General features: G+C 62.7%; 11 protein-coding genes. 1 reads left to right on the top strand and 10 read right to left on the bottom strand.

Annotated elements, in window-relative coordinates; all coding sequences use genetic code 11:
- Positions 1–71: 71 nt before the first annotated feature.
- On the bottom strand, positions 72–2,807 hold the full coding sequence (gene secA / locus PM2_RS02770; RefSeq protein WP_016713569.1) for a preprotein translocase subunit SecA: 2,736 nt from the start codon (positions 2,805–2,807) through the stop codon (positions 72–74).
- A 302-nt stretch (positions 2,808–3,109) separates the two neighbouring features.
- Here secA and PM2_RS02765 point away from each other — a divergent pair, with 302 nt between their 5' ends.
- Complete coding sequence (locus PM2_RS02765) at positions 3,110–3,565, top strand: DUF721 domain-containing protein (RefSeq protein WP_016713568.1); 456 nt, start codon at positions 3,110–3,112, stop codon at positions 3,563–3,565.
- Positions 3,566–3,618: 53 nt separating this feature from the next.
- On the opposite strand, the gene lpxC is transcribed toward PM2_RS02765, so the two are convergent.
- The 9 genes from lpxC to murD all read right to left on the bottom strand — a co-directional run bounded on the left by lpxC (position 3,619) and on the right by murD (position 14,067).
- Positions 3,619–4,530: a UDP-3-O-acyl-N-acetylglucosamine deacetylase gene (gene lpxC / locus PM2_RS02760; protein WP_016713567.1), complete on the bottom strand. Its 912-nt coding sequence runs from the start codon at positions 4,528–4,530 to the stop codon at positions 3,619–3,621.
- Between the two features lie 112 nt (positions 4,531–4,642).
- Positions 4,643–5,839 carry a cell division protein FtsZ gene (gene ftsZ / locus PM2_RS02755; protein ID WP_003251871.1) on the bottom strand — a complete coding sequence of 399 codons (1,197 nt, stop codon included), beginning with the start codon at positions 5,837–5,839 and terminating at the stop codon, positions 4,643–4,645.
- A 55-nt stretch (positions 5,840–5,894) separates the two neighbouring features.
- The gene (ftsA, locus tag PM2_RS02750) at positions 5,895–7,157 is read right to left on the bottom strand and encodes a cell division protein FtsA (protein ID WP_016713566.1); all 1,263 of its coding nucleotides are present in this window, start codon (positions 7,155–7,157) and stop codon (positions 5,895–5,897) included.
- A 14-nt stretch (positions 7,158–7,171) separates the two neighbouring features.
- Positions 7,172–8,041, bottom strand: coding sequence for a cell division protein FtsQ/DivIB (locus tag PM2_RS02745; protein ID WP_028698609.1), 870 nt, complete (start codon positions 8,039–8,041; stop codon positions 7,172–7,174).
- A gap of 5 nt (positions 8,042–8,046) precedes the next feature.
- Positions 8,047–9,003: a D-alanine--D-alanine ligase gene (locus PM2_RS02740; protein ID WP_028698610.1), complete on the bottom strand. Its 957-nt coding sequence runs from the start codon at positions 9,001–9,003 to the stop codon at positions 8,047–8,049.
- Positions 9,000–10,448: a UDP-N-acetylmuramate--L-alanine ligase gene (murC, locus tag PM2_RS02735; RefSeq protein WP_016713564.1), complete on the bottom strand. Its 1,449-nt coding sequence runs from the start codon at positions 10,446–10,448 to the stop codon at positions 9,000–9,002. Before murC ends, PM2_RS02740 begins: the two co-directional genes overlap by 4 nt.
- A complete protein-coding gene (gene murG / locus PM2_RS02730) occupies positions 10,441–11,520 on the bottom strand; it encodes an undecaprenyldiphospho-muramoylpentapeptide beta-N-acetylglucosaminyltransferase (RefSeq protein ID WP_016713563.1) in 1,080 nt (359 codons plus the stop codon). Before murG ends, murC begins: the two co-directional genes overlap by 8 nt.
- Complete coding sequence (ftsW, locus tag PM2_RS02725; protein WP_016713562.1) at positions 11,510–12,724, bottom strand: putative lipid II flippase FtsW; 1,215 nt, start codon at positions 12,722–12,724, stop codon at positions 11,510–11,512. Before ftsW ends, murG begins: the two co-directional genes overlap by 11 nt.
- Positions 12,721–14,067 (bottom strand): UDP-N-acetylmuramoyl-L-alanine--D-glutamate ligase, encoded by a 1,347-nt coding sequence (gene murD, locus PM2_RS02720; RefSeq protein ID WP_028698611.1) that lies wholly within the window; start codon positions 14,065–14,067, stop codon positions 12,721–12,723. Before murD ends, ftsW begins: the two co-directional genes overlap by 4 nt.
- Position 14,068 lies beyond the last annotated feature (1 nt).

Below are 14,068 nucleotides of genomic sequence, written 5' to 3'. Positions count from 1 at the left end.
AACGGTGAATATGGAAAAAGGGGGCCGCAATGCGGCCCCCAGGGTTGTCACGATACAGCAATCAGGTCAGATCACTCGATCTGGCCATGGCAATGCTTGAACTTCTTGCCCGAACCACACCAGCACGGCTCGTTGCGGCCCAGCTTTTGGTCGTTGCGCACCGGCGCCGAGGCTACCGCCACTTCGGCACCTTCTTCGCTCAGTTGTTCGCTTTCCAGGCCCGGCGCAGCGGCATGCTGGAACTGCATGCGGCTGGCCAGTTCCTCGGCCTCGCGGCGCAGACGGGCTTCTTCCTCGGCCGGGTCTTCGCGGCGAACCTGAACGTGCGACAGCACGCGGATGGTGTCGCGCTTGATCGACTCGAGCAGCTCCTGGAACAGGGTGAACGACTCGCGCTTGTATTCCTGCTTCGGGTTCTTCTGCGCATAGCCACGCAGGTGAATACCGTGACGCAGGTGGTCCATGGTCGACAGGTGGTCTTTCCACAGGTCGTCCAGCACGCGCAGCAGGATCTGCTTCTCGAAGGTACGCAGGGCGTCGATACCGGCCTGGTCTTCCTTCTCGGTGTAGGCCGTGGTGATTTCGTTAAGCAGCTTCTCGCGCAGGGTCTCTTCGTAGAGGTGATCGTCCTCGTCGAGCCACTGCTGGATCGGCAACTTCATGGCGAAATCGCTGGCCAGCGACGCTTCCAGGCCGGCCACGTCCCACTGCTCGGGCAGCGACTGCGGCGGGATGTGCTGGCTGATGGTAGCGTCCAGCACTTCCTTGCGGAATTCGACGATGGTGTCGCCGATGTTTTCGGCGGCCAGCAGGCTGTTGCGCATGTGGTAGATCACCTTGCGCTGCTCGTTGGCCACGTCATCGTATTCGAGCAATTGCTTACGGATGTCGAAGTTGCGGCCTTCGACCTTGCGCTGGGCCTTCTCGATGGCATTGGTAACCATGCGGTGCTCGATGGCCTCGCCCGACTGCATGCCCAGTGCCTTCATGAAGTTCTTCACCCGGTCAGAGGCGAAGATACGCATCAGGCTGTCTTCCAGCGACAGGTAGAAGCGGCTGGAACCCGGGTCGCCCTGACGGCCGGAACGGCCCCGCAGCTGGTTGTCGATACGGCGCGATTCGTGGCGTTCGGAGGCGATCACATGCAAGCCACCGGCTTCGATCACCTGCTGGTGACGCTTCTGCCAGTCGGCCTTGATCTGCGCGATCTGCTCAGCGGTCGGGTTTTCCAGGGCGGCCACTTCGGCTTCCCAGTTACCACCCAACAGGATGTCGGTACCACGGCCGGCCATGTTGGTGGCGATGGTCAGCGCACCCGGGGCACCGGCTTGCGCGATGATCTCGGCTTCCTTCTCGTGGTACTTGGCGTTCAGTACCTTGTGGTCGATGCCTTCTTTCTTGAGCAGGTTCGACATGTGCTCGGAGGTTTCGATGGTCGCGGTACCCACCAGGATCGGCCGGCCCTGCTTCATGCTTTCCTTGATGTCAGCGATGATCGCAGCGTATTTCTCGTCGGCGGTCAGGTACACCAGGTCGTTGAAGTCCTTACGCGCCAGTGGTTTGTTCGGCGGAATGACCATCACGTTGAGGGCGTAGATCGACTGGAACTCGAACGCTTCGGTGTCAGCGGTACCGGTCATGCCGGACAGCTTGGTGTACAGGCGGAAGTAGTTCTGGAACGTGGTCGAAGCCAGGGTCTGGCTCTCGGCCTGGATATTCAGGTTCTCTTTGGCTTCGATGGCCTGGTGCAGGCCTTCGGACAGGCGACGACCCGGCATGGTACGACCGGTGTGTTCGTCGATCAGCAGTACCTGGCCGTCCTGGACGATGTACTCGACGTTGCGGTGGAACAGCTTGTGCGCGCGCAGGCCAGCGTAGACGTGGGTCAGCAGACCCAGGTTGTGCGCGGAGTACAGGCTCTCGCCCTCGGCCAGCAGGCCGGCCTGGGTGAGCATTTCCTCGATGTACTGGTGACCGGCTTCGTTCAGCTCGACCTGACGGCTCTTCTCGTCGATGGTGAAGTGGCCTTCCTGGGTAACCTGGCCTTCCACTTCCTCGATGTGCTGGGTCAGGCGCGGGATCAGGCGGTTGATCTCGATGTACAGCTTGGAGCTGTCTTCGGCCTGGCCGGAGATGATCAACGGGGTGCGCGCTTCGTCGATGAGGATGGAGTCGACTTCGTCGATCACGGCGAAGTTCAGTTCACGCTGGAACTTCTCGTCCTGGCTGAACGCCATGTTGTCGCGCAGGTAGTCGAAACCGAATTCGTTGTTGGTGCCGTAGGTGATGTCGGACGCATAGGCCGCGCGCTTTTCTTCCGGCGGCTGGAACGCCGAGACGATTCCGACCGACAGGCCGAGGAATTCGTACAGCGGGCGCATCCAGTTGGCGTCACGGCGGGCCAAGTAGTCGTTGACGGTGACCACGTGCACGCCCTTGCCGGACAGTGCGTTGAGGTACACGGCCAGGGTACCGACCAAGGTCTTGCCTTCACCGGTGCGCATTTCTGCGATCATACCCTCGTGCAGGGTCATGCCGCCGATCAGCTGCACGTCGAAGTGGCGCATGCCCATCACGCGTTTGCCGGCCTCACGGGCTACGGCGAAGGCTTCAGGCAGCAATTGGTCCAATGTCTCGCCTTTGGCCAAACGCTCCTTGAACTCTGCGGTCTTGCCCCGCAGCTGTTCGTCGGAGAGGGCCACCATCTTCTCTTCGAAGGCATTGACGATACTCACCGTCTTGAGCATGCGTTTCACTTCACGCTCGTTCTTGCTTCCAAAAAGTTTCTTTAACAAAGGCGCAAACATATCGGCAGGATCTTCCACACGTAGGGATGGAGGGCGGCCCCATGAGTCGCCCGTGCAGCCCTGAGGCCGCATGCGAACGAGCATTCTACCCGGAAACGATGGTGAGGAAAGTGGTGGATTTCCACGATGCTATTACAGCGTTTTGGCAGGGGCTTGTCTTAGATAGGGGCATTTTCCCTGAGTTCAAGGCTTGGCAACATGAAAGGTATCGAGAATTAGTCTTATCTTCTGCTCCCCGCGAAGAGGCCGGTTAAGGCTTTAGAGGTGTTAAACTGCTGACCACGTAACCTCATGCATACCCCATGGCCTACAAACCCTCCCCCGCCCAGCCACCTTCCGCCCTGCTCCGCCAGGTGCGCCCGCTGCGCCTGCTGCTGAACCAGGCCGAGCGCCTGGAGCACCTGCAGCGCCTGCTGGAAAGCCAGCTGCAACCGGCCGCCCGAGAACACTGCCATGTCGCGTCCTGGCGCGATGGCACCTTGCTGTTGGTGGTTACCGACGGCCATTGGGCAACCCGCCTGCGCTACCAGCAGAAGCGCCTGCTGGCGGCATTGCAGGCCATGGAAGCCTTCGGCAACCTGCGGCGCATCCTGTACAAGGTGCAGCCGCCGCTGGTGCCGGCCAAGCGCGGCGGGCATGCTGCCGAACTCTCGAACAGCGCCGCCGAGAGCCTGCGCGACACAGCCGAGGGCATCACCGACCCCAAGCTACGTGCAGCACTGGAACGGTTGGCCGCCCACGCCAACGGCAAGGCATAAAAAAGGCCACCCGAAGGTGGCCTTGATTACAACACTAGAGAGAGTGTTCGAACTTACACGGCCGCAACAGGGCGCATGTACGAGATCGGTGCCGTGCTGGCATCTTCGAACGTAACCACTTCCCAGGCATCGGTTTCGGCAATCAGTTTGCGCAGCAGCTGGTTGTTCAGCGCGTGGCCGGACTTGTAGCCCTTGAACTCGCCGATCAGGCTGTTGCCCAGCAGATAGAGGTCGCCAATGGCGTCGAGGATCTTGTGCTTGACGAATTCGTCATCGGAACGAAGGCCGTCTTCGTTAAGCACACCCGTTTCGTCGACGACGATGGCGTTCTCGACACTGCCGCCCAGCGCAAGGTTGTGCTTGCGCAGGTACTCGATGTCACGCATGAAACCGAAAGTGCGGGCGCGGCTGACTTCCTTCACGAACGAGGTGCTGGAAAAGTCGACGACTGCACTCTGGGTCTGGCCCTTGAGGACCGGGTGATCGAAGTCGATCTCGAAGCTCACTTTGAACCCTTCGAAAGGCAGGAACGTGGCGCGCTTGTCGCCCTCTTCCACGGTTACCTCACGCAGGATGCGGATGAACTTCTTGGCTGCGTCCTGTTCTTCCAGGCCGGCAGACTGAATCAGGAATACAAAAGGACCGGCGCTGCCATCCATGATCGGCACTTCCGAGGCGGAGAGCTCGACGTAGGCGTTATCGATGCCCAGGCCCGCCATGGCGGAGAGCAGGTGCTCGACCGTATCGACCTTGACGTCACCGTTGACCAGCGTCGTCGACATGGTTGTCTCGCCGACGTTGGCCGCACGCGCAGGGATTTCGACCACAGGGTCGAGGTCGGCGCGGCGGAAGACGATGCCGGTGTCAACAGGTGCAGGCTTGAGGGTCAGGTAAACCTTCTCCCCGGAGTGCAGACCGACACCTGTGGCACGGATGGTATTCTTCAGGGTGCGTTGTTTAATCATGGCATTGGCCGCTTCAGCGCAAATTGCGAACAGGTATCAACAAAGGCTGGGGATGATAACAGACCCAACCTTTGATGAATACCAATCACCTTTATACCCCTGATAAATTCCATTAATCAGCCTGACGACGCAGGAAAGCCGGGATATCGAGGTAGTCCAGGTCGTCCTGAGGGTTCAGTTTAGCGGCTGCGGCAGCACCTGCATGGGCCTGGTTGCGCATCACGGTCGGGCGCTCCAGGTCACGGTAGTTGACCGCTGGCTGCTCCTGACGAACCGGTGCAGGGTTGGATGCTTCGTACGCCTGCTGAGCGGTCTGCAGGGTGTTGTCCACCACTTTGACCGGCTTCTCGATGCGCGCGCCCAGGCCAGTGGCCACAACGGTCACGTGCAGTTCGTCGCGCATGTCCGGGTCGATCACGGTGCCAACCTTGACCATGGCGTGGTCAGAGGCGAAGGCTTCGATGATGCTACCCACGTCGGAGTACTCACCCAGCGACAGATCCGGGCCTGCGGTGATGTTCACCAGGATGCCGCGGGCGCCCTGCAGGTTGACGTCTTCCAGCAGCGGGTTGCGGATGGCAGCCTCGGTGGCTTCACGCGCACGGTTCGGGCCGCTGGCGCAGCCAGTACCCATCATGGCCATGCCCATTTCGCCCATCACGGTGCGCACGTCAGCGAAGTCGACGTTGATCATGCCCGGACGCTTGATGATATCGGAGATACCGCGCACGGCACCGGCCAGAACATCGTCAGCCTTGGCGAAGGCCGACAGCAGGCTGGCATCCTTGCCCAGGATGGTCAGCAGCTTCTCGTTGGGGATGGTGATCAACGAGTCGACGCTTTCGGCCAGCATGCGGATGCCTTCATCGGCGATCTGCATACGTTTGCGGCCCTCGAACGGGAACGGACGGGTCACCACGGCTACCGTGAGGATGCCCATTTCCTTGGCCACTTCGGCAATGATCGGCGCTGCACCGGTACCGGTACCGCCACCCATGCCAGTGGTGATGAACACCATGTTGGTGCCCTGCAGCACTTCAGCGATGCGCTCACGGTCTTCCAGCGCGGCCTGACGGCCGACTTCCGGATTGGCACCGGCACCCAGGCCCTTGGTCACGCCAGTGCCCAATTGCAGGATGGTACGCGCACCGATGTTTTTCAGCGCTTGAGCATCGGTGTTGGCGCAAATGAATTCCACGCCTTCGATGCTGCTCTTGACCATGTGGTTGACGGCGTTGCCGCCACCACCACCAACGCCGATCACCTTGATGACCGGGCTTTGCGGGACGTTGTCTACGAGCTCGAACATTTTCCCTCTCCTTACAGTTCTCTAGTTGTTGCGCCTACCACTACTGCTTTGAAACTTAGAAGTTGCCCTGGACCCACTTCTTGAAGCGCTCAAGTACTGGGGCCTTCGGTTCATCGCCATAGCTGTTGTTGCTGCTGTTGCTGTTACCGGTCAGGACCATGTCCTCGGACTGCTTCAGCAGACCGTAGGTGAGCAGGCCCACGCCGGTGGAATAGATCGGGTTGCGCACCACGTCGCTCAGCCCCCGAACGCTGTGCGGTACGCCCAGGCGTACCGGCATGTGGAAGATTTCCTCGGCCAGTTCCACGGCACCTTCCATCTTCGCGGTGCCGCCGGTGAGGACGATGCCGGCCGGCACCAGGTCCTCGTAGCCGCTGCGGCGCAGCTCGGCCTGAATCAGGGTGAAGAGCTCGTCGTAACGTGGCTCCACCACCTCGGCCAGGGCCTGGCGCGACAGCTCGCGCGGTGGGCGGTCGCCCACGCTCGGCACCTTGATGGTCTCGCCGGCACCGGCCAGTTTGGCCAGGGCGCAGGCGTAGCGGATCTTGATTTCTTCGGCGTACTGGGTCGGGGTACGCAGGGCCATGGCGATGTCGTTGGTCACCTGGTCACCGGCAATCGGGATGACTGCGGTGTGACGGATGGCGCCTTCGGTGAAGATGGCGATGTCGGTGGTGCCACCACCGATGTCCACCAGGCACACGCCCAGCTCTTTTTCATCGTCGGTCAGCACCGAGTACGCCGAGGCCAGCTGCTCGAGGATGATGTCGTCGATTTCCAGACCACAGCGGCGTACGCACTTCTCGATGTTCTGCGCCGCATTCACTGCGCAGGTGACCACGTGAACCTTGGCTTCCAGACGCACGCCCGACATACCCAGTGGCTCGCGCACGCCTTCCTGGTTATCGATCACGTAGTCCTGCGGCAGGGTGTGCAGCACACGCTGGTCGGCCGGAATGGCCACGGCCTGGGCGGCGTCGAGTACACGCTCCAGGTCGGCCAGACTGACCTCGCGGTCGCGGATGGCGACGATGCCGTGGGAGTTCAGGCTGCGGATGTGGTTGCCGGCCACGCCAACGAAGGCCGAGTGGATACGGCAGCCGGCCATCAGCTGCGCTTCTTCCACCGCGCGCTGGATCGACTGCACGGTGGACTCGATATTCACCACCACGCCTTTCTTCAGGCCACGGGACGGATGGGTACCGATCCCGACGATTTCCAGGGTGCCGTCTTCGCCCACTTCGCCCACCAGCGCCACCACCTTGGAGGTGCCAATGTCCAGCCCGACGATCATTTTGCCGCTATGCGCGTTTGCCATGGTCCTGCCTCTCTCTAATTCTTCGCAACGGCGGGTTGGGCCGTCGTCGGTGCAATCGGTTCCCGCCAGCCAACGGCAAGTCCGTTGGAGTAACGCAGATCAATGCGGGCGATAGTGGTGATCTGGTCTTTGAGTGTCTTGTCGTAAATGGCAATGAAACGGCGCATCTTCTCCACCAAATGGTCGCGCCCCAGCAGCAGCTCGATGCCTGGCCCCGCGCTGCTCGCGCCAGTGGTCAGGAACCAGCTGCCTCGCTCGCGCAGCTCCAGGCGAGCGATGGAAAAGCCCAGGGGGCGCAGCATCTGGCTCAATACCTGATACTGCTGCATGACTTGTTGCTGAGCACGTTGCGGCCCGGCCAGTTGCGGCAGGTGCTCGTAGTTGGCCAGTTCACGCGGGGTAAAGGCCTGGCCCTGGTTGTTGAGCAAGGCTTCGTCCCCCCAGCGTGCCACCGGCAGCTGCTCTTCCAGGCGGATCACCACCTCGTCGGGCCACACCCGGCGCACTTCGGCGTGGGCGATCCATGGCATCTGTTCGAGTTCCGCACGCATCGCCGGCAGGTCGACGCTGAAGAAACTCGCCGCCACGTAGGGCGCGATACGCTGCTGCACCGATTGCTGGCTGATGTAGCTGAGGTCACCCTGCACATCGATCTTGATGATCGGCCGGTCGGCATAGGGCATCAGGCGAATGGCACCCTCATAAGCCCCAAAGCCGGCCGCCACCAGCAGCACCGGCCACAGCAGGCGTTTGAGGCCGCCCAGGCTTGGACGCGGCAGGCGCGCCGATACGGGCTCGTCGGCCACCAGCCGGCTGGCACCACGCGGCACCGGCTTACTACGGCCGGTAACGGGTTGCTGCTGACGTATCATCGCGCCTTGCATGGTTATTAACCTCGCGTCGCCACGCTTTCAGCCAGGATTGCCAGCACCAGTTGCTGGAAGTCCAGGCCAGCCGCGCGGGCCGCCATGGGCACCAGGCTATGATCAGTCATGCCGGGTGCGGTGTTGACTTCGAGCAGCCAGAACCGGCCCTGCTCGTCCTGCATCACGTCCAGACGCCCCCAGCCTTCGATGCCGATGGCATCGCAGGCGCGTGCGGTCAGGTCGATCAGTTCCTGTTCCTTGACACTGTCCAGGCCGCACGGGATGCGGTACTGGGTATCGTTGGCGATGTACTTGGCGTCGTAGTCGTAGAACACATGCGGCGTACCCAGGGCGATCGGCGGCAGCACCTGACCGCGCAAGACTGCGATGGTGAACTCCGGGCCGTGGATCCACTGCTCCACCAATACCTGGGAATCGTATTTGGCGGCGTCCTGCCAGGCAGCGACCAGTTCCTGGGCGCTGTTCACCTTGGCCATGCCGATGCTAGAGCCTTCATGGGCGGGTTTGACGATAAGCGGGAAGCCCAGTTCCGTACTGGCCTGCAAACAATCGCTTTCACTCGCCAACACGGCGTGGCGCGGGGTGGGAATACCCAGGCTCTGCCACACCTGCTTGGTGCGCAGTTTGTCCATGGCCAACGCAGAAGCAAGGATACCGCTGCCGGTGTAGGGAATACCCAGGCATTCCAGCAGCCCTTGCATGCTGCCGTCTTCACCGCCACGGCCGTGGAGGATGATGAAGGCGCGGTCGATCTTCTCGCTTTGCAGGCGGTCGAGCAGGTCGTCACCCACATCGATGGCGACCACGTCGACACCGGCAGTGGTCAGGGCATCGATCACCGCAGCGCCGGACTTCAGCGAGACTTCACGCTCGGCGCTCTTGCCACCGTACAGCACGGCGACACGGCCGAACGCCTTGACGTCCAGGGTCGAGTGCAGCTTTTCGTAGGCGCTGGTCATTTCGACTTCTCCTGCTTGGCGCCAGCGAACAGCGGGCTTTTCATCAATTGCGGGGCCAGGCCGCCGACATCACCGGCACCCTGGCAGATCAGGATGTCACCAGCACGCAGCAGTGGTTTCACCAACGGTGCCAGCTCGGCGCCACGTTCGATGTAGATCGGGTCCAGCTTGCCGCGCTGGCGGATGCTGTGGCACAGCTGGCGGCTGTCGGCACCAGGGATCGGCTCTTCGCCGGCCGGGTAGACCTCCATCAGCAGTAGCACGTTGGCATCGCCCAGCACCTGGACGAAATCGTCGTACAGGTCGCGGGTGCGGCTGTAGCGGTGCGGCTGGTAGACGATCACCAGGCGGCGGCTTGGCCAGCCCCCCCGCACGGCCTTGATCACCGCCGCCACTTCGGTCGGGTGGTGGCCGTAGTCGTCGACCAGCATCACGCTGCCGCCTTCGACCGGCAGTTCGCCATACACCTGGAAGCGTCGGCCGACACCCTGGAAGCCGGACAGCCCCTGGATGATGGCCTCGTCGGTGATGCCTTCGTCAGTGGCGATGGCAATGGTGGCCAGGGCATTGAGCACGTTGTGGTTGCCGGGCATGTTCACCGACACCTCAAGTGGCTCGCGGTCGCGACGCAGCACGGTGAAGTGCGTTTGCATGCCCTGCTGGCGCACGTTGATGGCGCGGATGTCGGCCTCTTCGCTGAAGCCATAGGTCACGGTCGGGCGCTTCACCTGCGGCAGGATCTCGCGCACCACCGGGTCGTCCAGGCACATCACGGCCAGGCCGTAGAACGGCAGGTTGTGCAGGAACTCGACGAAGGTTTTCTTCAGCTTGTTGAAGTCACCTTCATAGGTCGCCATGTGGTCGGCGTCGATGTTGGTGACCACGGCCACCATGGGCTGCAGGTGCAGGAAGCTGGCATCGCTTTCATCCGCTTCGGCGATCAGGTAGCGGCTGGTGCCCAACTGGGCATTGGTACCGGCAGCGGTCAGGCGGCCACCGATGACGAAGGTCGGGTCCAGGCCGCCGGCCGCGAACACCGAGGCCAGCAGGCTGGTGGTGGTGGTCTTGCCATGGGTACCGGCCACGGCCACGCCATGGCGATAGCGCATCAGCTCGGCGAGCATCTCGGCGCGCGGCACTACCGGAATGCGGCGCTCCAGGGCGGTGGCCACTTCCGGGTTGGCCGGGTTGATGGCGCTGGACACCACCAGCACATCGGCGGTGGCAGCGTTTTCGGCGCGGTGGCCGACGAAGATCTCGGCACCGAACGATTCCAGGCGCTCGGTCACCGGCGAGGCTTTCAGGTCGGAACCGGACACTTCATAGCCCAGGTTCAGCAGCACTTCGGCAATACCGCACATGCCCACGCCGCCGATACCGACGAAGTGGATACGGCGGATACGGCCCATCTTCGGCTGGGGCATGGCTTTCTGGCTCTCAACCATGGGCCACCTCCAGGCAGATATCGACCACGGTGCTGGTTGCAGCAGGTTTGGCCAGGCGCCGTGCGGTGCCTGCCATGACGTTGAGTTTTTCGGGTTGCATCAGCACCTCGTTCAGGCGTTCAGCGAGCTGCGCTGCGCCAGTTGTCGCTTGTGGCATCAGGAAGGCAGCGCCTTCTCGGGCCAGATATTGGGCGTTGTGGGTCTGGTGATCGTCGATGGCGTGGGGCAAAGGCACCAGCATCGAGGGCAGGCCTGCTGCCGCCAGCTCGCTGACGGTCAGGGCACCGGCCCGGCACACCACCATGTCGGCCCAGCCATAGGCTTGGGCCATGTCCTTGATAAAGGGCTCTACCTGAGCCTCGACGCCCGCCTCGTGATAACGCTCGGCGGTAATCGGCGCGTGTTGCTTGCCGGCCTGGTGGAACACCTCTGGCCGCAGGGTGGCGGGCACTTCGGACAGGGCCTTAGGCAACAATTTGTTCAATGGTTCCGCACCCAGGCTGCCACCGAGCACCAACAGGCGTGCACGGCGCTCGGCCAAGGGGGCGCGTTGCGCATCCATGAACAACTCCGGGCGCACCGGGTTGCCGGTGGTACGACGCTTGTCGCTGGCCTCGAAGGTATTCGGGAAAGCTTCGCAGACCCGCGCCGAGAGCGGCACCAGCAGCCGATTGGCGGTACCTGCACGCGCGTTCTGTTCGTGGATCACCAGCGGCACGCCACACAACCGCGCGGCCACACCGCCGGGGCCGGTCACGTAGCCACCAAAGCCCAGTACGCATACCGGCTTGATCTGGCGAATGATGCGCCGAGCCTGCAGCACGGCCTTGACCAGGGTGAACGGCGCCTTGAGCAGCGACAGTTTGCTTTTGCCGCGCAGGCCGCTGACCTGAATCAGGTGCAGTGGCAAGCCAGCCTGTGGCACCAGCTCGTTTTCAATGCCACGCGGGGTGCCCAGCCAGTGCACGCTGTAACCGCGCGCCTGGAACTCCCGCGCACAGGCCAGGGCCGGGAACACGTGGCCCCCGGTGCCGCCAGCCATGATCAGTACGTTCTTGCCGTCAGCGGCCATGACTGGTCTCCTCGGCAAAATCGCTTTCGCTGAATTCGTGTTCCTCGCTGCCCAGGTGCGTACGGCTTTCCCACTCGATGCGCAGCAACAAGCCCACGCAGGCGCAGCAGATCACCAGCGAGCTGCCCCCGTAACTGAGGAACGGCAGGGTCAGGCCTTTGGTCGGCAGCAGGCCGACGTTAACGCCGATGTTGATCAGGAACTGGCCAATCCACAGGAACGCCAGGCCAAAGGCCACATACGCAGCAAAGAACTGCTTGGCTTTTTCGGCCCACAGGCCGATGTACAGGGCTCGCACGGTCACGAACACGAACAGTGCGATAGTGACCAGCGAACCGACAACGCCCAGTTCCTCGGCCAATACCGAGAACACGAAGTCGGTGTGCGCTTCGGGCAGGTAAAACTGCTTCTGCACGCTGTTGCCCAGGCCAACGCCCAGCCACTCGCCACGGCCGAAGGCAATCAGCGCCTGGGTCAACTGGTAGCCCGAGCCGAACTGGTCGGACCACGGGTCGGTAAAGGTGATAAGCCGCGCCATCCGGTACGGCTGCGCCTGTACCAGTACGAACACCGCCAGCACCGCCAACACCACCATCAGACTGAAACGGAACAGCCCCACCCCGCCCAGGAACAGCATGGCCGCTGCGGCGCCCATCATTACCACGGTGGCGCCGAAGTCCGGCTCCATCAGCAGCAAGGCAGCCATGGGCAGCAGCACGATGAACGGTTTGAAGAAGCCCATCCAGGTCTCGCGTACCTCGGTTTGCCGACGTACCAGGTAACCGGCCAGGTAGACGACCACGAACACCTTGGCGATTTCCGAAGGCTGCACGTTGAAAAAGCTGAAACCGATCCAGCGCATCGAACCGTTCACCTCACGGCCGATACCCGGCACCAGCACCAGCACCAGCAGGCCGAAGGCGCCCAGCAGCATCAAAAAGCCCATGCGCTGCCAGGTGGCGATCGGCACCAGCATGGTCGCGCCACAGGCCACCAGGCCCAGGAACACGTACACCAGGTGACGGAACATGTGATAAAGCGGGTTGCCCGACTGCACGGCAGCCACTTCCGACGACGCCGAGGTGATCATCACCAGGCCCAGGCCCAGCAAGGCCAGGCAACCGGCCAGCATCGGGAAGTCCAGGTCGATGCCGCGGCCGCTGATCAGCGGTGACGGGTAGGGCTTGAAGATGCCGAAGATCATGCAAGGCCTCCCGCTGCCTGGGCGAACAGGCGCCCGCGTTCTTCGAAGTTCTTGAACATGTCGAGGCTGGCACATGCGGGCGACAGCAGCACGGCATCGCCGGCCTGAGCCAGTTCGGCACACTGTTGCACGGCGTCATCGAGGGTCTTGACCCGTACCAGTGGCACGTCATCACCCAGGGCCTCGGCCAGGCGCTCGGCATCACGGCCAAGCAGTACCACGGCCCGGCAGAAGCGCTTGACCGGCTCACGCAAGGCCGTGAACTCGGCACCTTTGCCGTCGCCACCGGCGATCAGGACCAGTTTGCCTTCGATATCGGCACCCAGGCCTTCGATGGCGGCCAAGGCTGCACCGACGTTGGTGGCCTTGGAATCGTCGTACCAGTTCACGCCATTGCGCTCACGCACCCACTGGCAGCGATGGGCCAGGCCACCGAACTCGCGCAGCGCTTCTAGCATGGGTTCGAAGGGCAGGCCTGCAGCATGCCCCAAGGCCAACGCCGCCAAGGCATTGCTTTGGTTGTGCGCACCACGAATCTTCAGTTCACGCGCTGGCATCAGCGCCTGGAACTCGAACGCCAGGTATTTCTCGCCGTCCACTTCGCGCAGGCCGAAGGCCTTGAAGTCCGGCTGGTTGAGACCGAAGGTCCAGCACGGGCGGCCTTCCACCGGCAGCGGCCGGCTCAGGGCGTCCTGGCGGTTGACCACAACCTGCTTCGCGCCGCGGAAAATCCGGTGCTTGGCCAGGTGGTAGGCCGGCAGGCCGCTGTAGCGGTCCATATGGTCTTCGCTGATGTTCAGCACGGTGGCCACTTCGGCGTTGAGCTGGTCGGTGGTTTCCAACTGGAAGCTGGACAGTTCCAGCACGTACAGCTCGACGTCATCGGCCAGCAGGTCCAGCGCCGGGGTACCGAGGTTGCCACCCACCGCTACACGCTTGCCCGCCTTGGCGGCCATTTCGCCGACCAGGGTAGTGACAGTGCTCTTGGCGTTGGAGCCACTGATGGCAATGATCGGCGCTTTGGCGTTGCGGGCGAACAGTTCGATGTCACCGGACAGTTTCACACCACGCGCAGCAGCCTGCTGCAGGGCTGGCGTGGCCAGGGCCAGGCCAGGGCTTACGTACAGTTCGTTGGCGCGGCACAGGAAGTCCACGTCCAGCTCACCACAGCGCACTTCCACCTGCGGGTAATCACGGCGCAGGGTGTCCAGTTCCGGCGGTTGCTCGCGGGTGTCGGCGACCGCAAAGGCAATGCCCCGGTTCGCCAGGAAGCGAACCAGGGACATACCGCTCTTGCCGAGGCCGACAACGATGCGGAATTGGTCGGAAGCGATCAAAGACACG

Source organism: Pseudomonas monteilii NBRC 103158 = DSM 14164, from assembly GCF_000730605.1.
Taxonomy (GTDB): Bacteria; Pseudomonadota; Gammaproteobacteria; order Pseudomonadales; family Pseudomonadaceae; genus Aquipseudomonas; species Aquipseudomonas monteilii.
This window is presented reverse-complemented; position numbering and strand designations above follow the sequence as displayed.